Source organism: Mycobacterium sp. (assembly GCF_035570115.1).
Lineage (GTDB): Bacteria > Actinomycetota > Actinomycetes > Mycobacteriales > Mycobacteriaceae > Mycobacterium.
The window spans coordinates 1-22,692 of the sequence record NZ_DATMLH010000101.1; the positions used below are offsets into that span (position 1 = coordinate 1).

General features: G+C 64.6%; 24 protein-coding genes and 2 pseudogenes. 17 read left to right on the plus strand and 9 right to left on the minus strand.

Going from position 1 to position 22,692, the window contains the following annotated elements:
- Both VNW74_RS08845 and VNW74_RS08850 read left to right on the plus strand, forming a co-directional pair.
- Positions 1-228: pseudogene (locus VNW74_RS08845) on the plus strand (cytochrome P450); the annotation flags it as partial.
- Between the two features lie 892 nt (positions 229-1,120).
- Positions 1,121-1,555 carry a hypothetical protein gene (locus VNW74_RS08850; protein ID WP_325676225.1) on the plus strand — a complete coding sequence of 145 codons (435 nt, stop codon included), beginning with the start codon at positions 1,121-1,123 and terminating at the stop codon, positions 1,553-1,555.
- A gap of 10 nt (positions 1,556-1,565) precedes the next feature.
- Here the strand turns inward: VNW74_RS08850 and VNW74_RS08855 are convergent, their stop codons facing one another.
- Entirely contained in the window at positions 1,566-2,807 is a 1,242-nt protein-coding gene (locus VNW74_RS08855) for an alpha-hydroxy acid oxidase (RefSeq protein ID WP_325676247.1), read from the minus strand.
- An 18-nt stretch (positions 2,808-2,825) separates the two neighbouring features.
- On the opposite strand from VNW74_RS08855, the gene VNW74_RS08860 reads away from it, so the two are divergent.
- On the plus strand, positions 2,826-3,257 hold the full coding sequence (locus VNW74_RS08860; RefSeq protein ID WP_325676226.1) for a DUF1810 domain-containing protein: 432 nt from the start codon (positions 2,826-2,828) through the stop codon (positions 3,255-3,257).
- Positions 3,258-3,267: 10 nt separating this feature from the next.
- Here VNW74_RS08860 and VNW74_RS08865 read toward each other — a convergent pair whose 3' ends face one another.
- The 4 genes from VNW74_RS08865 to VNW74_RS08880 are packed head-to-tail and all read right to left on the minus strand — an operon-like array spanning position 3,268 to position 6,196.
- Positions 3,268-4,575, minus strand: coding sequence for an alpha-amylase family glycosyl hydrolase (locus VNW74_RS08865; RefSeq protein WP_325676227.1), 1,308 nt, complete (start codon positions 4,573-4,575; stop codon positions 3,268-3,270).
- Positions 4,572-5,048 carry a nucleoside deaminase gene (locus VNW74_RS08870; protein ID WP_325676228.1) on the minus strand — a complete coding sequence of 159 codons (477 nt, stop codon included), beginning with the start codon at positions 5,046-5,048 and terminating at the stop codon, positions 4,572-4,574. Before VNW74_RS08870 ends, VNW74_RS08865 begins: the two co-directional genes overlap by 4 nt.
- A gap of 24 nt (positions 5,049-5,072) precedes the next feature.
- A complete protein-coding gene (locus VNW74_RS08875; protein WP_325676229.1) occupies positions 5,073-5,609 on the minus strand; it encodes an alkyl hydroperoxide reductase in 537 nt (178 codons plus the stop codon).
- A complete protein-coding gene (locus VNW74_RS08880) occupies positions 5,609-6,196 on the minus strand; it encodes a peroxiredoxin (RefSeq protein WP_325676230.1) in 588 nt (195 codons plus the stop codon). The genes VNW74_RS08875 and VNW74_RS08880 overlap by 1 nt, the downstream gene beginning before the upstream one ends.
- Before the next feature lie 104 nt (positions 6,197-6,300).
- Between VNW74_RS08880 and VNW74_RS08885 the strand changes: the two genes are divergently transcribed.
- Genes VNW74_RS08885 through VNW74_RS08895 form a run of 3 tightly spaced genes read left to right on the plus strand, consistent with a single transcriptional unit; the run spans position 6,301 to position 8,736 of the window.
- Complete coding sequence (locus VNW74_RS08885; protein ID WP_325676231.1) at positions 6,301-7,236, plus strand: hydrogen peroxide-inducible genes activator; 936 nt, start codon at positions 6,301-6,303, stop codon at positions 7,234-7,236.
- 34 nt (positions 7,237-7,270) lie between these two features.
- Positions 7,271-7,969: a hypothetical protein gene (locus VNW74_RS08890; protein WP_325676232.1), complete on the plus strand. Its 699-nt coding sequence runs from the start codon at positions 7,271-7,273 to the stop codon at positions 7,967-7,969.
- An 8-nt stretch (positions 7,970-7,977) separates the two neighbouring features.
- Positions 7,978-8,736 carry an enoyl-CoA hydratase/isomerase family protein gene (locus VNW74_RS08895; protein ID WP_325676233.1) on the plus strand — a complete coding sequence of 253 codons (759 nt, stop codon included), beginning with the start codon at positions 7,978-7,980 and terminating at the stop codon, positions 8,734-8,736.
- Positions 8,737-8,761: 25 nt separating this feature from the next.
- On the opposite strand, the gene VNW74_RS08900 is transcribed toward VNW74_RS08895, so the two are convergent.
- On the minus strand, positions 8,762-8,947 hold the full coding sequence (locus VNW74_RS08900; protein ID WP_325676234.1) for a (2Fe-2S)-binding protein: 186 nt from the start codon (positions 8,945-8,947) through the stop codon (positions 8,762-8,764).
- Between the two features lie 362 nt (positions 8,948-9,309).
- Here VNW74_RS08900 and bfr point away from each other — a divergent pair, with 362 nt between their 5' ends.
- The 7 genes from bfr (at position 9,310) to VNW74_RS08935 (ending at position 15,883) form a co-directional block, all read left to right on the plus strand.
- Entirely contained in the window at positions 9,310-9,807 is a 498-nt protein-coding gene (gene bfr / locus VNW74_RS08905; protein WP_325676235.1) for a bacterioferritin, read from the plus strand.
- 31 nt (positions 9,808-9,838) lie between these two features.
- Positions 9,839-11,959: an MDR family MFS transporter gene (locus tag VNW74_RS08910; RefSeq protein WP_325676236.1), complete on the plus strand. Its 2,121-nt coding sequence runs from the start codon at positions 9,839-9,841 to the stop codon at positions 11,957-11,959.
- A complete protein-coding gene (locus VNW74_RS08915; RefSeq protein WP_325676237.1) occupies positions 11,934-12,428 on the plus strand; it encodes a carboxymuconolactone decarboxylase family protein in 495 nt (164 codons plus the stop codon). The genes VNW74_RS08910 and VNW74_RS08915 overlap by 26 nt, the downstream gene beginning before the upstream one ends.
- A gap of 21 nt (positions 12,429-12,449) precedes the next feature.
- Positions 12,450-13,802, plus strand: coding sequence for a glutamine synthetase family protein (locus tag VNW74_RS08920; protein ID WP_325676238.1), 1,353 nt, complete (start codon positions 12,450-12,452; stop codon positions 13,800-13,802).
- Positions 13,803-13,882: 80 nt separating this feature from the next.
- Positions 13,883-14,959, plus strand: a complete 1,077-nt coding sequence (locus VNW74_RS08925) for an amidohydrolase family protein (protein WP_325676248.1) — start codon at positions 13,883-13,885, stop codon at positions 14,957-14,959.
- A gap of 48 nt (positions 14,960-15,007) precedes the next feature.
- Positions 15,008-15,328: a hypothetical protein gene (locus VNW74_RS08930; protein WP_325676239.1), complete on the plus strand. Its 321-nt coding sequence runs from the start codon at positions 15,008-15,010 to the stop codon at positions 15,326-15,328.
- A 177-nt stretch (positions 15,329-15,505) separates the two neighbouring features.
- The gene (locus tag VNW74_RS08935; RefSeq protein ID WP_325676240.1) at positions 15,506-15,883 is read left to right on the plus strand and encodes a hypothetical protein; all 378 of its coding nucleotides are present in this window, start codon (positions 15,506-15,508) and stop codon (positions 15,881-15,883) included.
- Positions 15,884-15,900: 17 nt separating this feature from the next.
- Here the strand turns inward: VNW74_RS08935 and VNW74_RS08940 are convergent, their stop codons facing one another.
- Positions 15,901-16,224 carry a hypothetical protein gene (locus VNW74_RS08940; protein ID WP_325676241.1) on the minus strand — a complete coding sequence of 108 codons (324 nt, stop codon included), beginning with the start codon at positions 16,222-16,224 and terminating at the stop codon, positions 15,901-15,903.
- 508 nt (positions 16,225-16,732) lie between these two features.
- Between VNW74_RS08940 and VNW74_RS08945 the strand changes: the two genes are divergently transcribed.
- On the plus strand, positions 16,733-17,098 hold the full coding sequence (locus VNW74_RS08945; RefSeq protein ID WP_325676242.1) for a hypothetical protein: 366 nt from the start codon (positions 16,733-16,735) through the stop codon (positions 17,096-17,098).
- Between the two features lie 275 nt (positions 17,099-17,373).
- The gene (locus VNW74_RS08950) at positions 17,374-20,028 is read left to right on the plus strand and encodes an ATP-binding protein (protein ID WP_325676243.1); all 2,655 of its coding nucleotides are present in this window, start codon (positions 17,374-17,376) and stop codon (positions 20,026-20,028) included.
- Positions 20,029-20,565: 537 nt separating this feature from the next.
- Here the strand turns inward: VNW74_RS08950 and VNW74_RS08955 are convergent.
- Positions 20,566-21,009: a nuclear transport factor 2 family protein gene (locus VNW74_RS08955; RefSeq protein ID WP_325676244.1), complete on the minus strand. Its 444-nt coding sequence runs from the start codon at positions 21,007-21,009 to the stop codon at positions 20,566-20,568.
- A gap of 57 nt (positions 21,010-21,066) precedes the next feature.
- Between VNW74_RS08955 and VNW74_RS08960 the strand changes: the two are divergent.
- Together VNW74_RS08960 and VNW74_RS08965 are read left to right on the plus strand one after the other, a co-directional pair.
- Positions 21,067-21,420: pseudogene (locus tag VNW74_RS08960) on the plus strand (CocE/NonD family hydrolase C-terminal non-catalytic domain-containing protein); the annotation flags it as partial.
- A gap of 56 nt (positions 21,421-21,476) precedes the next feature.
- Entirely contained in the window at positions 21,477-22,370 is an 894-nt protein-coding gene (locus VNW74_RS08965; RefSeq protein WP_325676245.1) for a dienelactone hydrolase family protein, read from the plus strand.
- On the opposite strand, the gene VNW74_RS08970 is transcribed toward VNW74_RS08965, so the two are convergent.
- Positions 22,367-22,692: cytochrome P450 (locus tag VNW74_RS08970; protein ID WP_325676246.1), on the minus strand; the 326-nt coding region annotated here is incomplete at its 5' end. The two genes, VNW74_RS08965 and VNW74_RS08970, sit on opposite strands and share 4 nt — an antisense overlap.

The following is a 22,692-nucleotide window of genomic DNA, read 5'->3' on the forward strand; positions in this document are numbered from 1 at the left end:
GAGGGCGACGGCGGCGACCAGGTGAACGAGCGGGTGTGTAAGCATCTGGGGTTCGGCGCGGGCGAGCATCGTTGCCGCGCTAACCATCTCGTCCGGGCTGTGCTGCGGGTGCTGGTGGAGGAATGGCTGGCACAGATCCACCACTGCGCGGTGCCGGATGGGTTTGTGCCGCAACATATCCCGGGCCGGTCAGCGCTGGTGGAGCTGCCGTTGACGTGGCAGACGTAGAACCGCAGTGTTTTGCTCCTGGCTCGATCGTCGGCTTCGTTAGGACGTGCGGTCGGACCGGCCAGTAGTCGGCGATACCAGGCGTGCGTGCAAAGTCAGCCGATCAAAACGGTGGTGGTTCCTCGCCGCCGTCGGGTGGGGCCGGTACGACGACAGGCAGGTGGCGGTGGGCGTTGTACCAAAACGCGCGCGGTTCCCCGCAGGGGTCGCGAGCCAAGCGCGGTAGGGATTAGCCGGGTGGCGCGGGTGGCTCGGGTGGCGCGGGCGGCGCGGGTGGCGGTGAGCTGGCCGGTCCGGGCGCAGCCGCATTTCCATGCAGGCACTGCTGATATTCCGGAGTACCTGGGACGTTGTCAGAGCCGCAGCTGCAATCATGAACTTGCTCGGCGGTGGGAAGCGAATTGCAAAAGTCGCTACCAGCCGAGGCCGATGGTGCGGTCCACATAACACCAGCGGCCAAGGCTGCCGCTGCACCACCGACCGTGGCCATCAATACTCTCGCCTTCACGTTGGGATTCCTTTCTCTGGAAGACCACGGCACTCCGCCGCCGCTGGTTGCGCTAGCCGAATAGTAGGGTTTCAAGGAGAAAGTCGCAGACGTCATGTGGGTGCCGCAGTAGCACTGGAAATTCGACGCGCGTGTCGGCCCGCCGTTGGCGTAGGGGATCGTAGGGTCCAAATCGCAGTGGTGGGCTGGTCGGTCGTCGACGGGGAGCGCCGCTCAAACATCTCATCGAACCGCGCGATCCACCTCCGGCGGCGACAGCAGACCCGACTTTAACTCGAACATACATTCGAGCATGCCTCGGTTCACTGACAGGTAGCGCCGAGCGAACAGCTCCCCCGGTCGCCATTCCGTCGCATCGGACTCGGCGGCGCTAGTGTCGAAGCCATGGCGATCGCGCGCGAGGCGCTGCGGCTGCAGGTCATCGGATATACCTGCAGCCAAAACTGCATGGGCTTCCCCGGGAATGCCGGCGGATGCTGCACGCTTGATGATCGCGACTTCATCCCGGGGCCCGTGCGCGACGCGGATACCTTCCTAGCTGACCTTGGCCGCCGACTCGGCCGCGAGGTCTCACGCGAAGAAGTGTTCATTGACTTCGACGAGGGACGGGCACTCTTCCCCGATCGCCCGTCGTGGCAAGAACCTGCGAACTACCCGGCAATGCGCGTACTGCCGGACGTGGAGTGGATTCCGTGCCGGTTCTACGACAAACCGACAGGCGCGTGCACGGTCTACGACATTCGTCCCGCGATGTGCAGAAACTTTCTCTGCGACCACTTGAAGGACGTGATTTCCCTGCTCAACCTCGACGAGGAGTAGCCGTCGATGGTTAGCAGGACGGCGGGATCGGCAGCAGCCGCCGTAGCTGCGTGACGTGCTTGGGCGAGAGTTCCTCGAGGCAGGTAACCCCGAGTAGCCGCATGGTGCGAGTCAATTGGCCGGACAGGATCTCGACGGCGCGATGAACCCCCGCCTCGCCGCCGGCCATCAGCCCATACAGATAGGCCCGGCCGATCAGCGTGCAGCGCGCTCCCAGCGCGATCGCGGCGACGATGTCGGCGCCCGACATGATCCCGGTGTCCAGCAGGATCTCGGTGTCTTTGCCGAGCTCACGCGCGACGGTGGGCAGTAGCTGAAATGGCACCGGAGCCCGATCAAGTTGACGGCCACCGTGATTGGACAACACGAGGCCGTCGACGCCGCGATCGACGACGGCCCGCGCGTCGTCGAGGGTCTGAATGCCTTTGACGACGAGCTTGCCCGGCCATTGGGCTTTGATCCAGGCCAGATCATCGAACGTGAGGCTGGGGTCGAACATTGTGTCGAGGTATTCGCCGACGGTGCCCGACCACCGGTCCAGCGACGCGAAGGCCAGCGGCTCGGTGGTCAGCAGATCGAACCACCAGCGCGGACGCGGCACGGCATTGAGCACGGTGCGCAGCGTCAACGCCGGCGGAATCGACATCCCGTTGCGGACGTCGCGCAGCCGCGCACCGGCAACCGGGACGTCAACAGTGGCCAGCAGGGTGTCGAACCCGGCGTCGGCGGCCCGTCGCACCAATGCCATCGACCGGTCCCGATCACGCCACATGTACAACTGAAACCACCGGCGACCCGGCGGAGCGGCAGCCGCCACTTCTTCGATGGACGCGGTGCCCAGAGTGGACAGCGAGAACGGGATACCGGCCGCCGCGGCCACCCGGGCCCCGGCGATCTCACCCTCGGTCTGCATCAACCGGGTGAAGCCCGTCGGCGCGATCGCGAACGGCAGCGCCACCGGTTGGCCGAGAACCTCCCATCCGGTCTGGACACTGCTGACGTCGCGCAGGATCGTGGGGTGGAACTCGATGTCGCGAAAGGCTTGTCGCGCACGCCCCAGCGAGATCTCGTCCTCGGCCGCGCCGTCGGTGTAATCGAAGGCCGCCTTCGGTGTCCGCCGATTGGCGATGCGCCGCAGATCATGAATGGTCTGCGCGTCATCGAGCCGGCGTTGGACCCGATCGAACCGGGGCTTGCGAAACCGGATTAGCGGCGCGAGATCGCGGACCTTCGGTATCCGCCTTTTGACCACTGTGTCACGGTAGGTCACATGCAATCCGCAAGCGATCCCTTTGATCTGCAGCGTTTTGTTGATGCGCAGGCGCGGGTATACCCGACCGTCCTCGACGAGTTGCGCGCCGGCCGCAAACGCAGCCATTGGATCTGGTTCATCTTCCCGCAGGTCTACGGACTGGGCAGCAGCCCGATGGCGGCCAGGTACGCGATCTCCTCACTCGACGAGGCCCGCGCGTATCTTCGGCACCAGCTGCTCGGCGCGCGGTTGCATGAATGCGCACGGTTGGTCAACGCCGTGCAGGGCCGCTCGATCGGCGAGATCTTCGGATCGCCCGACGACATGAAAGTTCGCTCGTCGATGACGTTGTTTGCTCGTGCGACCCAGGACAACGGGGATTTCGTCCAGTTGCTCGAGCGGTATTACGACGGCGAAGAAGATCCGCTGACGGTGGCGCGGCTGACTTAGCTCTGCGGACTTAGCTCGGCCGCAGGATCCGCCAGCCATGCGGCTCGATCGACACGACGTCGACGACTTCCTGCGGCGGCGCGCCACTGCCGGCGATCACATGTGCCTTGTCCACGCCCAGCTCACCCAACACGACGTCCAGTGCGACGTCGTCGATGTTGAGCGCCACGATCAACGCCTGTTCGCCGTTTCGAGACCGGTATACGAAACGGCGGTTATCCAGTCGTAACGCGGTCGTCGATGCGGCATGCAGCCAGGAATGCCGTCGGCGCAGCCCAATCAGGTACTGATGAAGCGACCATACTTGGATCCCGTGCTTATCCAATTGCCCTGGGGGAGTGCCGAATTCGGGACGCACCGCGTCATCACCGCCGAATCGCTCCTCCTTGATTCCGTGATAGCCGAGCTCGTCGCCGGCGTAGATGCTCGGAATGCCACCCACGGTCATCAGGATTACCAAGGCGTGCGCGAGGTGTTCGGGACGCTCGAGTTGGCTGGCGATGCGGGTGACGTCGTGATTGCCGATGAAGGTCAGCGGGGGAAAGCTCTGGACGAAATCGTTGTGGCGCCGCAACGCCCAGTCCAGCTCGTGGAAGTTTCCGTCGTTCAGGCTGCTCCAGATCGCCTTCCAGAGTTCGTATTGGGTGACGGAGTCGAAACCGGCTTCGCGAACCACCGCTGCGTAGTCGCCATGGATCAGTTCTCCGACGAACCACGCATCGGGTTGGCGTTCCCGCACTCTCGGCAAGACGACGGCCCAAAATTGTTGTGGAACAGCGTAAGCAGCGTCCAGGCGCCAGCCGTCAGCTCCTCGTCGCAACCAGTGCGCCATGACGTCGGCCGTGTAGTCGGCGATTTCCGGGTTGTCGTGGTTCAGCGTGGGTAGGCCATCGTGTCCTTCGAAGGTGTGAAAGCGGCCGGGGCGCCCGCGGAACCAGCGCGCCGCCGCATCGTCGTGCTCCGCTTCGCGGTAGCGCGGAAAGTCGACACCGACGTGGTTGAACACGCCGTCGAGCAGCACCCGCAAGCCCCGGCGATGTGCCTCGCCGACGAGGTAGTCGAAATCATCGTCGTCGCCGAGGCGGGGATCGATACGATAATGATCGGTGGTGTCGTAACCGTGTGTGCGCGAGGCGAAGATCGGTCCCAGCGCGATCCCCGACGCACCGAGCCGGATGGCGTGGTCGAACCAATCGGCGATCCGCCGCAGCCGGTGTTCACCCGGATCCGGAGGTGCAGCGGCCGGGAAGGCACCGACGAACCCCAGGGGGTAGACATGCCACCAGATCACATGCCGGACCCAGGACGGCACCGTCACTTCCGATACCTGGCTTCGTAGAGAGATTTCATCTCCGCTTCGAGTTCGGGCACCGGGCCGTCGGCGATCGCTCTGGGCACGATCGTGTTGATCGGCAGCATGGCCACCGGTGTGGGCACCTGCCACTCGGTCAGCCATTGAGTCAGCTGGGCGTTCGACGTGGCGTAGACGATGCGCCCGAGACCGGCCCAGGCGTGTGCGGCCGCACACATCGGACACTGCTCACATGACGTGTACACAGTGGCCCGAATGCGATGCACCGGAGCCAAATTCGCCACCGCCCAACGGACGATCCCCATCTCCGCATGCAATGTCTGGTCGTCGTCGGTGATCCGGTTGTGGTCCTCATAGACGGTCCGGCCTTTGGCGTCGACCAGGATCGCGCCGAATGGCCCGTGCCCGTTCTCGAGTGCGGTGCGGGCAAGTTCGACACAGCGATGCAGACGTTGCAGATCGACCTCGCTCAAGCCCACAGACCCGAAGTCTACGGGCGGTGTCTAGCCGGCAACGGCCAATGTTTCGGCAGTCGTGATCGCCTGCGCGACGCCGGAGACAATGGCGGCAATCTTCAGAGCCTCGAGGATGGCTTCCCGATCGACGCCGGCCTCGCGCAGGGTGTGTTCGTGGGCAACCATGCAGTGCGAGCATCCGTTGATCGACGACACCGCAAACGACCACAGCTCGAAATTCGCTTTGTCCACGCCCGGGTTGCCGATGATGTTCATCCGCAGCCCCGGCCGCAGGTCGTCGTATTTGCCGTCAAGGAAGCCGCGGCCACGATAGAACACGTTGTTCATACCCATGATCGACGCGGCACCGAGCGCCGCCTGATACGCCTCGGACGACAGCTGGTCAGCCGCCTCGGCGCCAATCTCGACCAGCACCTGGGTATTCCGCGTCGCCGCCGCGCTGGCCAATAAGGTGCCCCACAGCTGCTCCTCGTTCAGCACGGTGCTGCGGCTGATCGAGCCGAGGTTGAGCTTGAGGTCCTTGGCGTATTCGGGCAGTGCGTCCTTCAGATTCTCGAGGCTCATTAGGCTGACTTCCTCAACTCTTCGCCGGCGTCGATCGTGGGGTCACCCTTGCGCCAGTTGCAGGCGCACAGTTCGTCGGATTGCAGGGCATCGAGCACCCGCAGCACCTCGTCGACGTTACGGCCCACTGAGCCGGCGGTCACTGAAACGAATTGGATTTCGTTGTTGGGATCGACGATGAACGTGACCCGATCGGCGACGCCCTCGTCGTTGAGCGCGCCGGTGGCTTCGACGAGTTCCCGCTTGATGTCCGAAAGCATCGGGAACGGTAGCTTTTTGAGGTCCTCGTGCTGAGCACGCCACTGGAAGTGCACGAACTCGCTGTCCACCGAGACGCCGAGAACCTGCGTGTCGCGGTCCTCGAACTCGTCGTTGAGCTTGCCGAACGCGGCGATTTCGGTCGGGCACACGAAGGTAAAGTCCTTCGGCCAGAAGAACACCACCCGCCACTTGCCCGGGTGGTCACCGCTGGAAATAGTGGTGAAGTAGTCGCCGGGCTGCTGCGCGTCGACCTCGGACAGGTCGCCACCGATCAGCGCGGTCAACCGGTAGGCCGGGAACTGGTCACCGATGGTCAACAGTGCCATGTCACTCCTTTACGAAGATTGGATTGGGTCAAGTTTTGCCTGACTCCATACTGCCGCGACCCAACTTAGAATTAAAGGTGATATGTCCCACTATATTGATCGGTATGACCGATAAGAGTTATCAGCCGACGATGGCTGGGCTCCGCGCGTTCGTAGCCGTCGCCGAAAAGCAACATTTCGGTAGCGCCGCAACAACTCTCGCCGTAAGCCAGTCGACGCTGTCACAAGCCCTGTCCGCGCTGGAGACCGGTCTCGGAGTCAACCTGGTCGAGCGGTCGACTCGGCGAGTTTTCCTGACGGAAGAAGGCAGACAGCTGCTGCCCCGGGCGCAAGCGGTGATCGAGGCGATGACCGCGTTCACCGCCGCGGGCGCTGGGGCCTCTGATCCGCTGCAGGGCGGCATCCGGCTGGGACTGATCCCGACGGTGGCACCATACGTGCTGCCGACCCTGCTGGCGGGGCTGGCCGAACGACTGCCCACGCTGAGCTTGCGAGTGATCGAAGACCAGACCGAGCGGCTGCTCACCGGGCTGCGCGAGGGATCCCTGGACGCAGCACTGATCGCCTTACCCGCCGAGGCCGGCGGCATCACCGAAATCCCAGTTTATGACGAAGATTTCGTACTTGCGCTGCCGCCGGGGCACCCGCTGGCGGGCAAGCGACGAGTGTCGCCGACCGCGCTGGCGGAGTTGCCGTTGCTGTTGCTCGACGAGGGACACTGCCTTCGCGATCAGGCGCTCGACGTCTGCCGGATGGCGGGCGTACGCGCCGAGTTGGCCAACACCCGGGCGGCGTCGCTGGCGACGGCGGTGCAATGTGTGACCGGCGGGCTGGGCGTGACATTGATCCCGCAGAGCGCGGTGCCCGTTGAGACCGCGCGCAGCCGTCTCGATCTGGCGTACTTCGCCGCGCCTCGTCCTGGCCGGCGGATCGGGTTGGTATTTCGGTCATCCAGCGGCCGAGAAGCGTCCTACCGGCAGCTTGCACAGTTGATCGGCGAGCTGGTCGGCAGAGATCAGCAGGTCCGCCCGGCCCGGTAGTTGCGGCAACATGAACGTGTTCTAGTTTCTGCTCATGGAAAAGGTAGTTGCGGTGCTGATGGCGGCCGACCGCGACGAGGACTGGTGCCAACGGCAACGCGGACCGGTCGCCGATGCCATTCTTCGGCTGGGCGTCTCCGGTTTGGCCGTCAATGTCCGTGACGCGGCGGTGCGTCATTCGCTGATGACGCTGACGACGCTCGACCCCCCGGTCGCTGCGGTAGTGAGCATGTGGACCCAGCAGTGTTACGGCGATCAGATCGCGGCGGCTCTGCGCCTGCTCGAGATGGAGTGCGGTTCGGTTGCGGCTTATCTGGTCACCGAATCGGTTCCGTTGCAGGCTCCGATTGAACTAGGCAGCCGCACAACGGGTTTGGCTAACATCGCATTGTTGCGCCGGCCTGCTGAGCTGGACCAGGCGAGCTGGTTGCGCCGCTGGCAACTCGAGCACACGACGGTGGCGATCGAGACGCAGTCCACCTTCGGCTACACCCAGAACGCCGTGGTGCGCTCGCTCACACCGGACGCGCCGGAACTGGCAGGCATCGTCGAGGAACTGTTCCCGGCCGAGGCGATCACCGACCTGAAGGCCTTTTTCGGCGCCGCAGATGATCGCGACCTGCAGCAGCGACTGAGCCGGATGGTGGCCAGCACATCCGCTTTCGGCGCCAACGAGAACATCGACACCGTGCCGACTAGCCGTTACGTGCTGAAAACACCGTTCCAGACGTGAGGAGACACGTGATACTGCAGAGCGAAGACGCCAACCGGGTACGCACGCTCACCCTGAACAGGCCCGAGGCGCTCAACGCATTCAACGAGGCGCTCTACGAAGTGACCGCCGAGGCGCTGACGGCCGCCGCCGACGACCCCGAGGTCGCCGTGGTGCTGTTGACCGGCGCAGGACGAGCCTTCAGCGCGGGCAACGACCTCAAAGAGATGCAAGCGCGTATCACCGACCCGCAATTGGCCGGCCAGGCATCGCACTTCATTACGATGATCGACGCGCTGAGCCGGTTTCCCAAGCCGCTGATCTGCGCGGTGAACGGCGTCGGCGTCGGGATTGGCACCACCATCCTCGGCTATGCGGATCTGGCGTTCATGTCGTCGACGGCTCGGCTGAAATGCCCGTTCACCAGCTTGGGCGTCGCGCCGGAAGCGGCGTCGTCATATCTGTTGCCGCAGTTGATGGGCCGGCAAAACGCCGCCTGGCTGTTGATGTCCTCGGAGTGGGTGACCGCCGAAGAGGCGCTGCGGATGGGTCTGGTCTGGAAGGTGTGTGAGCCTTCCGAGCTGATGGCGGACGCCCGCCGACATGCCGAAATCCTTGCCTGTCGGCCGATTTCGAGCTTGATAGCCGTCAAGCAGACCATCGTCGAACCGACTCGTCCCGAAATCGCGGCGGCGACCGCTCGGGAGAATGCCCATTTCGCCGAGCTGATGGGCGGTCAGGCAAACGCGCAGGCCCTTGCCGATTTCACCGGCCGGCGGGGCAACTGATCGCTTTGACTTTCGAAGACGGCGGCTACCGCGACCCGCTGGTTTCCAACCGCGCGGCCGCCGCGATGATTGACCGTAGCGTGCGCCGGCAACGGCCACAGTCGGTGCCGGCCCCGCACGCCGCCGCAACCTCTTTGGAAGTCGACGCCCCGCCGGCGACGGCATCAGACACGGTCTGACTTGTCGCGCCAACACACAGGCATACGTACATCAGCAAGCCCTAGCCGAGGAGTCCACACCCGATCGGCGTCCTTGTTCGTGGCTACCAAACCGGCGGAGCGTCGTAGGCTCACCGCACCAACCAGGCCGCATGTTAGTGGAGTCTAACCTAACTTGGTTCGCAAAGGCTAACCTAACTTACTGGCCGTTGTGACCAGGCCATTCGGCCTCGATACCTGGCCGCACCCGGCTGACGGCCCCGTGGGACGGCGACGCGCCGACGCCACGCGAATCAGTACGCCGTCGGTCCTGCGCTGGACTAGATTTGACCTGGGCAAGCGGTGGCGTTCCAGCCCAACCCACCGTTAGTCGCCTCGAGTCCAAGACCAGCCAGCGAAGAAACGAGGAGCGATCATGCAAGGCGATCCTGATGTTTTGCGCCTTCTCAACGAACAGTTGACCAGCGAACTCACCGCGATCAATCAGTACTTCCTGCACTCGAAGATGCAGGAGAACTGGGGATTCACCGAGGTGGCGGGCCACACCCGCGCCGAGTCGTTCGACGAGATGCGGCACGCTGAGGCGATCACCGATCGCATCTTGTTGCTGGAGGGCCTGCCGAACTATCAACGCCTGTTTTCGCTACGCATCGGGCAGACGTTGCGCGAGCAGTTCGAGGCCGACCTGGCGATCGAATACGACGTGCTGAACCGGCTCAAACCGGGCATCATCATGTGCCGTGAGAAGCAGGACACCACCAGTGCCAACCTGCTCGAGGGGATTGTGGCCGACGAGGAAAATCACATCGACTACCTGGAAACGCAGCTCCAGTTGATGGACAAGCTCGGCGAGGAGCTCTACTCGGCTCAGTGCGTCTCGCGACCGCCGACCACAGGACAAGCCGGGCACTAGGGCCCACTCACGCTGACGGGGGAAGGCAGGCATGACGGCGCACACCGCTGCCACGCCGGACGCCGAATCCGGCAGCACCCTGATCAGTCCGCAACGACGCAATTTCGTATTCCTGGCGATCATGCTGGGAATGCTGATGGCGGCGCTCGACCAAACCATCGTCGCCACAGCACTGCCGACGATCGTCGCCGACCTGGGCGACGCCGGCCATCAGTCCTGGGTGGTCACCAGCTACCTGCTGGCCTCGACGATCATCACCGCGCTGGCCGGCAGACTCGGCGACCTGTTCGGCCGCAAGCGGGTGTTCCAGGCCGCCGTGGCGTTCTTTGTCGTCGGATCGGCGCTGTGCGGGATTTCGCAGTCAATGGCGATGCTGGTGGGCGCCCGGGCATTGCAGGGGCTCGGTGGCGGCGCCATCACCGTCACGGCCACCGCGCTGATCGGCGAAATCATCCCGCTGCGGGACCGCGGCCGCTACCAGGGCGCCCTGGGCGCGGTGTTCGGCGTGACTACCGTGATCGGCCCACTGCTGGGCGGCTATTTCACCGACCATCTCAGTTGGCGGTGGGCGTTCTACATCAACGTGCCGGTGTCGATCGTGGTGTTCTTCGTTGCGGCTGCTGCGATCCCGTCGCTGGCCGGGCGCGCCAAACCGGTCATCGACTACACCGGGATCCTGCTCGTCGGCCTGGGCGCAACCGGATTGACCCTGGCGACCAGCTGGGGCGGCACGACCTACCCGTGGAAATCGGCAACGATCATTGGGCTGTTCGCCGGCTCCACGTTGGCGCTGGGCATTTTCGTCTGGGTCGAGAGCCGTGTCGCGGCGCCGATCCTGCCGACCCGGCTCTTCGGTAGTCCGGTGTTCACCGTGTGCTGCGTGCTCTCGTTCGTGGTCGGGTTCGCCATGTTGGGGGCGCTGACCTTTCTGCCGACCTATATGCAGTTCGTCGACGGTGTCTCGGCGACAACTTCGGGACTGCGCACACTGCCGATGGTGGTGGGGATGCTCTCGACGTCGATGGGCAGTGGTGTCCTCGTCGGTCGGACGGGCCGATACAAGGTCTTCCCGGTCGCCGGGACGGCGGTGATGGCGGTCGCTTTTCTGCTGATGTCGCGGATGAACCCGTCCACATCGCCGCTGCTGCAGTCGCTTTACCTGTTCCTCCTGGGTGCGGGTATCGGGCTATGCATGCAGGTGCTGGTCCTCATCGTGCAGAGCACCTCGAGCTTCGAAGACCTCGGTGTTGCCACCTCGGGCGTGACGTTTTTCCGCACCATCGGCAGTTCGTTCGGCGCCGCGATATTCGGATCGCTGTTCACCAACTTCCTGCGCGGGCGCATCGGTCCGGCGATCGCGGCCAGCGGCGCACCGCCGGCAGCTACGAATTCGCCGGAGGCCCTGCACCGATTACCTCATGCCATGGCCGCGCCGATCGTCGACGCGTATGCCACGTCGCTCACCGGAGTGTTCTTGTGGGCGGTCCCGGTCGCGCTGGTCGGGCTCGTCGTGGCGCTGTTTCTTCCCGAGGTGCCGTTGCGGGAAATCGGCAACGCCGCCGCCGACTTGGGCGACGGGTTCGCGATGCCGACCGCCCAGTCGCCGGATGAGATGTTGGAGACGGCGATCGGGCGCCTGTTGCGGGGTGAACCGGGGATGCGGCTGCGTAGCATCGCCATGCGGCCCGATTGCCCCCTCGACGTCGCGGAATTGTGGGCGCTGCTGCGAATCAACCGCTATCAACGGGCGTTCGGACGAGCCCGGATCACGGATATCGGTGATCAGTTGGGCATACCGTACGAAGTCCTCGAACCCACCTTCGATCGCCTGGTCCGCGGCGGTTACGCGCAACGTGACGTGGATCGACTGTCGCTCACCCCGTCCGGAGCACGGCAGGTCGACTTCATCACCACGCTGATCCGGGAATGGATCGTCGACAAGCTCACCCGGTCGCCCAGCTTCCAGGGCCGACCCGACCGCGCGCAGGTGCAAACCGCGCTCGATCGGATCGCCTACCGGATCGTCGGTCAACCCGACTGGGATGACGATCGATTGCGGTTGTCCGCCGCTGATAGGGAAGCCACGGAACGGCTTCCCGTCGCGGCTTCGGGCGTACCATCTCGCCATGAGCCGAATCGGAACATTCCCTGACGACGACCTCGCCGGCTGGATCCTGAAGTCTCCCGATCTGGGCGGCGCGATCGGCGCGTTCGCCAACGCGGTCTATAACCGCAACCGGTTGCCGATGCGTACTCGCGAACTCGCGCGGATGGTCATCGCCCACGACAACGAATGCGAAGTGTGCGTCAACACCCGCGACGGCGACGGACCCGCCGCCGGTGTCGATGAAGAGTTGTACGAGCACGCGCGCGAGTGGCGCACCTGGCCGGGATACAGCGATCAGGAGCGATTGGCCGCCGAGTTCGCCGACCGATTCGCCACCGAGCACACGGTGCTGCGCGACGACGAAGATTTCTGGAATCGCTGCCGCGAGTACTTTTCCGAAGAGTTACTCGCCGACCTGGCGTTGTCGTGCGCGCTGTGGATCGGAATGGGGCGGGTGCTGCGGACGCTGGACATCGGCCAGACCTGCCAGCTGACGCTGCCGAGTCGGGTCTGATCCACCGGGCCCGCCCGGCAGATGACGACTACACCACTCGCCGCCGCCGCGATCGCCCAACTCGAGGCCGAGGGGGTAGGCGCGATCATCGGCACGACGGTGAATCCGGCGGGGCTCACCCAAGCCAAAACCGTACCGATACGCCGGACCAACGCATTCGCTGATCCCGGCCTGGGCGCCAGCCGGGTCTGGCATGGCTTTGCCATCGACCAGACCGGCGTCGCGTTCACCGAACACATCGGCGTCGTCGGTGATCAGCGCATCCGGATTGACCTGGCCGCGTTGCGCATCGTCGGCGACGGACTGGCCTGGGCGCCTTGCTCATTCTTCGAGCAGGACGGCACACCCGTGCTCGCCTGCAGTCGCGGGACCCTGGGCCGGATCGAGGCGGCTCTCGCCGGAGCCGGCATCGAGGCGATGGTCGGCCACGAGATCGAATTCCTGCTGGTCAATCCCGACGGCCATCGGCTGCCCTCGACGCTGTGGGCGCAGTACGGTCTGGCCGGTGTACTCGAACACGAGGCTTTCGTTCGCGATGTCACCGCGGCAGCGTCCGTGTCTGGTCTCGTCATCGAGCAATTCCACCCGGAGTATGGGGCCAACCAATTCGAGATTTCACTGACGCCGCAATCGCCGGTCGCCGCGGCCGACCAATTGGTGCTGACCCGGCTCATCATCGGGCGCGTTGCCCGCCGCTACGGGTTGCGGGTTAGCCTGTCACCGGCGCCATTCGTCGGCGATGTCGGATGCGGTGCGCACCAGCATTTCTCGTTGACCAACTCGGCCGGACCGCTGTTTTCAGATGGCACAGGCGTCCGCGGGATGACGAGCAAGGGCGAGAACGCGGTGGCGGGGGTGCTGCGCGCACTCCCGGAGGCTCAGGGCATTTTGTGCGGTTCGATCGTGTCCGGGCTGCGGCTGCGTCCCGGCAACTGGGCCGGCGCGTATGCCTGCTGGGGAACCGAGAATCGAGAAGCCGCGTTGCGGTTCGTCGTTGGTGGCCCAGGTAACCCGCACGGAGGCAACGTCGAAGTCAAAGTCGTCGATCCGTCGGCCAACCCTTATCTCGCCACGGCGGCCATCCTCGGATTGGCACTGGACGGAATCAAGGAGAAAGCTGTGCTGCCACCGGAGACCAAGGTGGACCCGGCAGCGCTGTCGGACTCGGATCGTAGTCGCGCCGGCATCTTGCGACTGTCCGGCTCGCAGGCTCAAACGATTGCCACACTGGATAATTCGACGCGGTTGCGCGCTATTCTCGGTGATCCTGCCGTCGATGTCGTGGCCGCGGTCCGCCGCTTCGAGCACGAACAGTACGCCCATCTCAACCGTGAGCAACTGGCGGACAAATTCCGTATGGCCTGGAGCGTGTGACGGTGGCGGAGTCGGTCTGCAACGGCGCCGACTCGGCTCTGGCAGACCACGTCGCGGCGGTGCCACTGATCGATCAGCACATGCACGGTTGCTGGCTGACCGCGGGGGACCGGCAGCGGTTCGAGAACGGCCTCAACGAGGCCAACACCCAACCGCTCGCCGACTTCGATTCAGGATTCGACTCACAACTCGGCTTCGCGGTACGCGCGCACTGTGCACCGCTCCTCGGGCTGTCCGAACACGCTGACCCACACGAATATTGGCAACGTCGCAGCCAGTTCACCGAAGGCGAGCTGGCCCGAAACTTTCTACGGGCTGCCGGCGTCAGCGACTGGCTGGTGGACACCGGGTACGCCAAGGGCGTGGCCGACGTCGCACAACTCGCCGAGTGGTCTGGTGGCCATGCCCACGAAGTGGTGCGCCTCGAGCAGGTGGCCGAACAGGCCGTGCACGCCCCCGGAGACTACGCGTCGGCGTTCTTGGACATCCTGCGCCGGCGCGCGGCGACGGCGGTGGGTATCAAATCCATCCTGGCCTACCGCGGCGGGTTCGACGGCGATCTCAGCGAGCCATCCGCGGCCGAGGTCGCCGGGGCTGCCGCTCGTTGGCGCGACACCGGCGGCGCGCGGCTAGAGGATCGGGTTCTGCTGCGCTTCGGGCTGTATCAGGCACTGCGGGTGGGTAAGCCGTTACAATTTCACGTTGGTTTCGGCGATCGGGACTGCGCTCTGCACAAAGCCAATCCGCTGTATCTGCTGGACTTTTTGCGCCAGTCCGGTGAGACGCCGATCGTGCTGCTGCACTGCTACCCGTACGAGCGCGAGGCAGGCTATCTGGCCCAGGCGTTCAACAACGTCTATCTGGACGGCGGGCTCAGCATCAACCACCTGGGCGCCCGCGCACCGGCATTCATCGCCCGGTTATTGGAGCTGGCGCCGTTTCGCAAAATCGTTTACTCGTCGGACGGATTCGGCCCGGTTGAGCTGCATTACCTGGGTGCAAGGTTGTGGCGCAACGGCATTCATCGCGTGCTGAGCGGATTCGTCAACGACGGCGACTGGACCGCGGCTGATGCCATCCGCGTGGTCGACCTCATTGCTCGTGACAACTCGGCCCGTATCTATCGACTGACTCCAGGGCAGCCCGCCTCGACGTAAGCCATGTTTTCCCGAAACGCTTTCGGACCCTGCGCCGATAGTCGGGGCATGAGCACCGACTCTGGGCCACACAACTCCGCCCTGCTGACGCTTCAGTGCAAGAACAATCATTTCCTCGGAGAACTGATCACCCACCTACCCCACGCGACCATCCGCTACGTCGACCCCGGCGGGGTGCGGCGTCCCTGGACAGACCACTTTCACTGTGGCTTCTTCAGCCTGCCGGCGTGTCCCGGTGGCTGCAGTTTTGAAGTCGCGGAGACGCTGGACAAGCTACAGACGAAATTGGCGGAGCTGGCGGCGGACCCGGATAGGCGCGAGGACACCTACACACTGAAATTCCTCGGGCCAGCCAGGGAAGCGGGATGAATTGCCCGTCGACCAGGCTAGTCCTGTAGCGTTTGGCGGCACATGCCGCTCCTTCACGGGCTCCTAACGCGACATCCTCCTCGGGTCTGACATTGCCGTCGACCTACTCGCGTCAATCGAGGAGGCGGAAACATTGTCGGGGCTTGCGGCGATTCTCGAGGCGGAAGGAGGCAGGGCGTGACCGAGCTAGGCGAGCTAGCCTCGCACCTTGGCTACTGGGTGGTGTATCGAAACTGGTATGGGACGGTCAGCTACCTGATCTATCGCTGGGACGAGCCGCTTCCCCTTTTTTGCCAGTCATTCCCAACGGCGGAAGAGGCACTCGAGTTCTTGACGCCGATCAAGAACCAACCGCGGTGGCGCCTAAAGCTTGACGACCCCAGCGTCAAGGTCGACCGTGCGGCCTACGGCGTCAGCGTCACTGAAAATCGAGCCGGCGGCCGGAGTTTCTCGGCGCCGGTTCTGACGGAGGCTTCCTATATAGACGTGCAAGGCGACGACGTCCCCACGATCGGGAACTGGGAACGCCTGCCCGCCATGACCAACGAGAGTTAGCCGGACTTCAGCAACCATCAGCCGGTACGGGAGGCATCCGGGTCATCCCGATCCGCACGCTCCACCAGCTCCATCAGGTCGGCCGACGGGTCCTCCTGATAGAACTCGTCAGCACCTTCCAAAATGCGCTCCGCTTTCCGGTAAGCGTCTCGCTGCTCTTGCTCAAGCCGCCACTGCTCTTGTGTGTGGCGCTCCTGCTGCTGTACGCGTTGTCTGATCCGTTGAGCCTGCTCCGGAAGTTGTTCGGGATCCCACGGCAAGAAGTGCATCAACTCCGCGCACTCCGGGCAGGGGTTGTCTTCTTTTTTGGGCTGGAACGGCATCGCGTACACCAGCTGCACGCGTCGCCCACATATCGCCTCGACAACCGGCCAGGAGCCCAGGCGGATGGGATCGCGCCGCCGTAACCTCAGTCGGCGTAATGTTGCCCGGTGCCAACGCCGTTCATTGAGCGATACCCCGTGCACGTACACACCACTAGTAGCGGTAGGCGCAGTGTCCCACCCCTTCAACGCAGCTCGTATGTCAGGGAAATTCATCATGGGGCAACGGATAAGCGTAATGAGGTACCGCCGATTCCCCGCTACGACACGCCCACCGGACGTAACTCGGCGACGCCCACCGACGACCTGAACCCGGCTAGCTGTCAAACTGACCCACTACCCGCTGACGGGTTAACTTGACGACGAACAAAACGTCGCGTGATAGGTGCTTGACATGTCGAACCATTTCTGCCCACGCCGCCACGCCGGTTATCGTTGCCGGACGGCTGGGTGACGCGGTAATCCCCCGCGCGGTCGAGTCTCGATCGCCCATCGAGATTTGTTGGAAGCGACGGGAGCAGAACGAATGACCGATGACGGCGGCATCTTCGTTGCCCTCACAAGTTGTCGTGACGAGGAGCGCGTTGAGGAGTTCATGACCTGGTACGCGGAGGTCCAGTTTCGTAATGCTCTCGCCGTAGACGGCGTCGACGCGGCGACGCTCTATCGAAGTACAGAACCTGGCGAGCCGGGATTTCTGGCTATCTACTCGCTGGCCGGTGACGTCGCAGATACGGCGACCCGATTTCGGGCGGTTATCGAAGACCGCCACGCCGCGGGCGACCTCACCGAGCTTTTGGAGATTCGCTTCGCCCGAGCGTTCAAAGTCGAGAAACGGATGACATCATCACCATCTGGATCACCCGTTTCAGAAGATGTAGACGGTACTTAGGGAAAAAGAAGTGCGGCAATGAACAAGTCCAATGGGCGCAGGTGACCGGCCTCCTGTCGGACGGGGCACTCGTAGTCCGCCCGGACAACTTCGTGGGATGGCGGACCGAACAACTCCCGGAGGAACCGGCGGTCGAGCCACGCCGTGTCCTAGCCGCGATCCTCGGACGCGGCGAGTGGGCTGGGGGGTCGTCCCGGTGCAGCCTCATGATCTGTTGTCGGGGTCGTCCGGTGATGTTCAAGGTGGAACAGGGTTGGTTGTGACATTCTGCAGAGGTGTCCGCTCCTTCGGGTGTCGTGACGTTCCTGTTCACCGACGTTGAGGGTTCGACCCGTCGGTGGGAAGCCGACGCGGAGCAGATGCGGGTAGCGCTGGCCGCCCACGACCAGATGCTGCGCGAAGCGATTCAGGCGCACGGGGGCTGGTTGTTCAAGCACACCGGTGACGGGGTGTGTGCCGCGTTCGCCTCGCCCAAGTCGGCGGTGGATGCGGCGGTGACTGCGCAGCGGGCACTGGAGTTGCCGGTGCGAATGGGACTGGCGACCGGCGAAGCGGAGCTGCGCGATGGGGATTACTTCGGTGCGGCGCTGAATCGTGCGGCGCGGGTGATGGCCGCCGGGCATGGTGGTCAGATCCTGTTGGCCGAGTCGACGGCGGGTCTACTCAGTGGGGTTGATCTGGTGGATTTGGGGCCGCGGCGGTTGCGGGATCTGCCCACCGCGGTCGGGCTGTTCCAGGTCCGAGCGGCGGGCCTGCGGGCGGACTTTCCTGCGTTGCGAGCGCTGGACGCGAGTCCGGGGAACCTGCGGGCCGCGTCGACGAGCTTCATCGGGCGCGAGTCCGAGGTCGCCGAGCTGCGCGCCGCGGTGAAGGCTCATCGGTTGGTCACGCTGACCGGGGTAGGTGGGGTCGGCAAGACCCGGCTGGCGCTGGAAGTCGCGGCGCGGCTGGCTGATGAGTTTCCCGATGGGGTCTGGTTTTTCGAGCTGGCCGCAGTCACCGACCCCGCGGCGGTACCCGACGCCGTTGCGGCGGTGTTGGGCATCACCCAACAACCGGGCAAGAGTGTGGCCGAGAGTGTCGCCGCCGCGCTGGAGGGCAGGGTGCGGTTGCTGGTGTTCGACAACTGCGAGCACGTGGTCGACAGTGTCGCCGATCTGGTCGAGGCAATCCTCGCCGCCTCGGCGACCGTAACGATTCTCGCGACCAGCCGCGAAGGATTGGGGGTCAGCGACGAACAGTTATGGCGTGTCCCGTCGCTCGACATCAACGCCGGAACCGAATCCGCCGCCGTGAACCTTTTCGTCGACCGTGCCCACAGTGTCATGTCGGACTTCGCGCTGGCCCAGCCCGGCGAGGCGGACGCTGTCGTGGAAATCTGCCGCAGACTCGACGGCATCCCGTTAGCCATCGAGTTGGCGGCCTCGCGGATGGCGTCGATGACCGCCAGCGAGGTGCGTGATCGTCTCGATCAGCGGTTCCGGCTGCTGGTCGGATCGCGGCGCGGCCTGGCACGACACCAAACGCTGCGCCACGCGGTGGCGTGGTCCTATGACCACCTCGATGACGGAGAGAAGGTGCTGCTGGAGCGGTGTTCGGTGTTCGCTGGGGGGTTTGACCTCGAAGGTGCCTGCGCGGTCATGGGTTCCGATGATGACTTCGCCATCCTGGATCTGCTCGATGCCCTGGTGCGCAAGTCGCTGTTGGTCGCCGACCGGTCTTCGGGGCGGACCCGGTTTTCGATGCTGGAGACGATCCGGCAGTTCGCCGAGGAACAACTCGCCGCCAGCGGGACCGCGACCGAAGCCCGCACAGTGCATGCCCGCTACTTCGCCGGACGCGAAGCCGACATCCTGGCCCTGTGGGACAGCCCCCGCCAGCGGGATGCCTACGACTGGTTCGCTATCGAGCTGGCCAATCTGCGCACCGCGTTTCGGTGGGCCGCCGACCAGGGCGATCTGGACGCGGCCGCCATGATCGCCACCTATGCGGGGTTGTTCGGCGCTTTGGTCCAAACCCTTGAGCCGATCGCCTGGGCCGAAGAGCTGATCGAACCCGCCCGCGCGGTCGACCACCCCCGGCTGGCGTACCTCTACGTGATTGCGTCACAGTGCTACACGACCGGACGGATCGAGGCGGCCGTCGGCTACAGCGACGCCGGGCAGATCGTTCTCGAAAGGAGCCGCGACGCGCTGCCGTACGGCTCCGAAGCCGTGCTTGGACTTGTATACCTAGCCATCGGGCAGCCCGAGCGCTTGGCCGAGTGGTGCCGCGCCCAGCTCGCACGCCGCCGCGACACCCACGTCTACATCCGCGCATATCTGGTTGCCGCCCTTGCAGTGGCCGGTTCGGGTGGGGAAGCGATGGATTCCGCGGATGGTCTCATCGAGGCTGCGGAGGCAACAGGCAACCCGTCCGTGCTCGCGTGGGCGCTGTGGGCCTACGGTGGCGCTTTCCGTGACGTGGATCCCGTCGGGGCGCTTAACGCCGTCGGTCGGGGTCTGGTGATCGCTCAAAACAGCGGCAACCGCTCCGCCGCGTCAGTCCTGGCGAACGTTCTGGCCCTACTCGAAGCCGAACACGGCGACACCGTGGCCGCGTTCGATCACCTCACTCTGACGATCCGCATCTTCCACAATGCGGGCAACACCACCGTGATCCGCGGCCCGCTGGCCCTCCTCGCCGTTCTTTTCGACCGGCTCGGACGCTACGAACCCGCGGCCACCATCGCTGGCTTTGCCCTCAGTCCCATCGCCGCAATGGGGGTCCCAGAAATCACCACCGTGATCGCCCACCTGCGCGAGGTCCTCGGCGAGGTGACCTACGAATCGCTCGCCCGCAAGGGTGAAACGATGACGACCGCCGCCATGGCGACCTACGCATACGACCAAATCGACCAGGCCCGAACAGAACTCGAACACTCTGGTTGAGTTGCGCGAGTCGCGTGTCCAACGCGAGAGCGGCGCAGCATGTTCTCAATCGGCGTATTGACGGCAGTGAGTCGCTGCGATACGCAAAACCTTTGGCGCCCAGAGGATGGTGCGCAATCGGCGGGGGAGATAGAGTTCCAACCACAGGAAGTCCCAACCCAACCTAAAGGGGAACACCGTGCGACAACCTGAGCTAACAAGTCTCATCGGCCTGCGCGACAGTGACGGGGATCAGCTGCACCTCGTTCGCCTAGATCGGGCCAATGGCTCCCACGCGTATCTAATGGCGATCGGTCGGGAGAGGGTGTTCCTGACCGCCGGCGATCTGGATCGGCTGAGCACCGTCATCCGGTACGAAGTAGGTGACGGGAATGATGATCTAATGGCCGAGTTTAGGCGGTTCTTCGCCCAGGCGATCTGGCTCCTGATCTTGTGCGCACTGTTGTGGCTACTCACATTTGGACTTACCCCATTGTGGGTGTACCCCTGGTCGAACTGAAGTCAGCGGGGAGCTCGCCTAGCTGAAGTGGGACGCAGTCAGATGAGTCCCGTCGCGTCGAAAATCCACGACGTATCCGCCGTCGCCAGGTCCTCTAACCAGGTCGGCGGGGCCTGAGCGGTCATGCTGCCCATGTCCCAATAGTCTTTCCACAGCGTCACTTTGCCGTCTTCGACGCGGTGCACCGACACGAATCGCAGCAGAGCGGTCTCACCGGTCGACCACCGCCAGGTCTCGGAATGCTCGTACATGACGTCGGCACCGGTAGACACCAGCACTCCGTCGTGGTTCTCATAGCCCGCCAGCGGTTCGAGTCCGACCTTGAGTCGCTTGACGATGTCGTCGGGACCACGCGCCGCCAGGGTCGGTCCGACCGGCATGTCCACATAGATGCAGTCCGCCGACAGGAACGTCTTGACTGCGTCCCAGTCCCGTCGCGATAGGGCGCGCCACAGCCCGGGTACCGCGTCGTCAACCGGCATGGGATGTCATAGAACCGGGCTGCCGAACACGTTGTCAACAAAGCACGCAGGAGGTGGGGGTTGACGGAGGGCGCTCTGCTCGGTTCGCACCGCACGCTGGATCCGGATCGGACCTGGTACCTGTCCGACGGCACCGTCCTGCGGCCGCATCATTTCAGCACCCGATCGGCGGTAAAGCCGGTGGTTCCCGGCGAACTGACCCGCTACGACGTCGAGATCTTCCCGACCGCTGCATTTCTCGAGCCGGGCCACCGGCTGTGTCTCACGGTGACCACCTACGACTTCCCACACCTGGTCCCGACCAAGCCTGCGCGCCGCGCCTTAACCGGCGGCAGCTACCAGCTCCATCAGGGCGGACCGACCCCGTCGCATCTGCTCATCCCGGTGGCTGACCCGAACAGCTTCAGCTGAACTCGGTCGCAGCGACCGCCGCGCGGCACGGCGGTTTCCGGCGCATACTCCCCAAGGTGCCCTCGCTACGCCAATACATCGCCGAAGAGATTGCCACCGACCACGTCGACGGCCTGCTGACGCGACGCGAAGCCTTGCGCCGGCTGGCGCTGCTCGGTCTGGGTAGCGGGGCCGCGGCCGCATTAATCGCCGCCTGCGGCGACCGGCAACCACCGCGTCCTGCCGGGTCATCGGGCGCGACGGGGACGCCGGCACCGGGGATGGACCGGGCGCTACCGACCGAACCGATCTCCTGGGCCGGGCCACACGGACAGCTTCTGGGCGCTTGGGCGCAATCCCACAACGCGCGTCGCGGGGTGTTGGTCATCCACGAGAACAAGGGTCTGAACGATTGGGTGCGGTCGGTGGCCGCACGTTTTGCCGGTGCCGGCTATTCCGCGTTGGCCATCGACCTGCTGTCCGAGGAGGGCGGCACCGGGCACTTCGCGGACCCTGCCCAGGCCACAGCGGCATTGAGCGCCGTTCAGCCGGATCGCTTTATCGCGGACCTGAATTCCGGTGTCACCGAACTGCAGATGCGCGTTCCGGGCCGGAAAATCGCCGTCGTCGGTTTTTGCTTCGGCGGCGGACTGGTATGGCGATTGCTGGCTTCCGGCGTGCCGGACCTGTCGGCCGCGGTGCCCTTCTACGGACCGCTGCCGGACAACCCCGATTTCGCCGCTTCCAGGGCCGCCGTGCTGGCGCTCTACGGGGCCCTCGACACCCGTGTCACAAGCTCCAAGGCGGCGGCCAAAGCCGCCCTCGACCGCGCCGACTTGATCAACGACATCGTCGTTGAACCCAATGCCGACCATGCATTTTTCAACGACACCGGACCGCGGTACAACGCTGCCGCCGCAGCCGATGCCTGGGGCCGGGTGCTGGATTGGTTCGGTCACCACCTGGCCTAGCGGGTGGCCATCGACCGCGCCGGACCCAGCGCTACCGGCAGCGTCGACCAACCATGCAGAACTCGGGTGTCACGGCGGCTGCCCGCGCCGGCAGACCGCACGTCGGGGAAGCGGTCGAAAAATGCTCGCAGTCCCACTTCGCCTTCGGCGCGGGCCAGGGCCGCTCCCAGGCAGAAATGCCGACCACCGGAGAACGCCAGATGTTTACCGGCATTGTCGCGTTCGATGTGGAAACAGTTCGGGTCGGCGAACACGGCCGGGTCCCGGTTGGCCGCGGCGACGTACACCACCACCAGTTCGCCTTGTTTGATTGAGGTGCCGG

Coding starts and splice junctions, on each gene's coding strand:
- VNW74_RS08850 (WP_325676225.1), top strand. CDS start 1,121: ATGGCGATCGCGCGCGAGGCGCTGCGGCTGCAGGTCATCGGATATACC.
- VNW74_RS08860 (WP_325676226.1), top strand. CDS start 2,826: ATGCAATCCGCAAGCGATCCCTTTGATCTGCAGCGTTTTGTTGATGCG.
- VNW74_RS08875 (WP_325676229.1), bottom strand. CDS start 5,609: ATGAGCCTCGAGAATCTGAAGGACGCACTGCCCGAATACGCCAAGGAC.
- VNW74_RS08880 (WP_325676230.1), bottom strand. CDS start 6,196: ATGGCACTGTTGACCATCGGTGACCAGTTCCCGGCCTACCGGTTGACC.
- VNW74_RS08885 (WP_325676231.1), top strand. CDS start 6,301: ATGACCGATAAGAGTTATCAGCCGACGATGGCTGGGCTCCGCGCGTTC.
- VNW74_RS08890 (WP_325676232.1), top strand. CDS start 7,271: ATGGAAAAGGTAGTTGCGGTGCTGATGGCGGCCGACCGCGACGAGGAC.
- VNW74_RS08900 (WP_325676234.1), bottom strand. CDS start 8,947: ATGTACGTATGCCTGTGTGTTGGCGCGACAAGTCAGACCGTGTCTGAT.
- bfr (WP_325676235.1), top strand. CDS start 9,310: ATGCAAGGCGATCCTGATGTTTTGCGCCTTCTCAACGAACAGTTGACC.
- VNW74_RS08910 (WP_325676236.1), top strand. CDS start 9,839: ATGACGGCGCACACCGCTGCCACGCCGGACGCCGAATCCGGCAGCACC.
- VNW74_RS08915 (WP_325676237.1), top strand. CDS start 11,934: ATGAGCCGAATCGGAACATTCCCTGACGACGACCTCGCCGGCTGGATC.
- VNW74_RS08920 (WP_325676238.1), top strand. CDS start 12,450: ATGACGACTACACCACTCGCCGCCGCCGCGATCGCCCAACTCGAGGCC.
- VNW74_RS08925 (WP_325676248.1), top strand. CDS start 13,883: ATGCACGGTTGCTGGCTGACCGCGGGGGACCGGCAGCGGTTCGAGAAC.
- VNW74_RS08930 (WP_325676239.1), top strand. CDS start 15,008: ATGAGCACCGACTCTGGGCCACACAACTCCGCCCTGCTGACGCTTCAG.
- VNW74_RS08945 (WP_325676242.1), top strand. CDS start 16,733: ATGACCGATGACGGCGGCATCTTCGTTGCCCTCACAAGTTGTCGTGAC.
- VNW74_RS08955 (WP_325676244.1), bottom strand. CDS start 21,009: ATGCCGGTTGACGACGCGGTACCCGGGCTGTGGCGCGCCCTATCGCGA.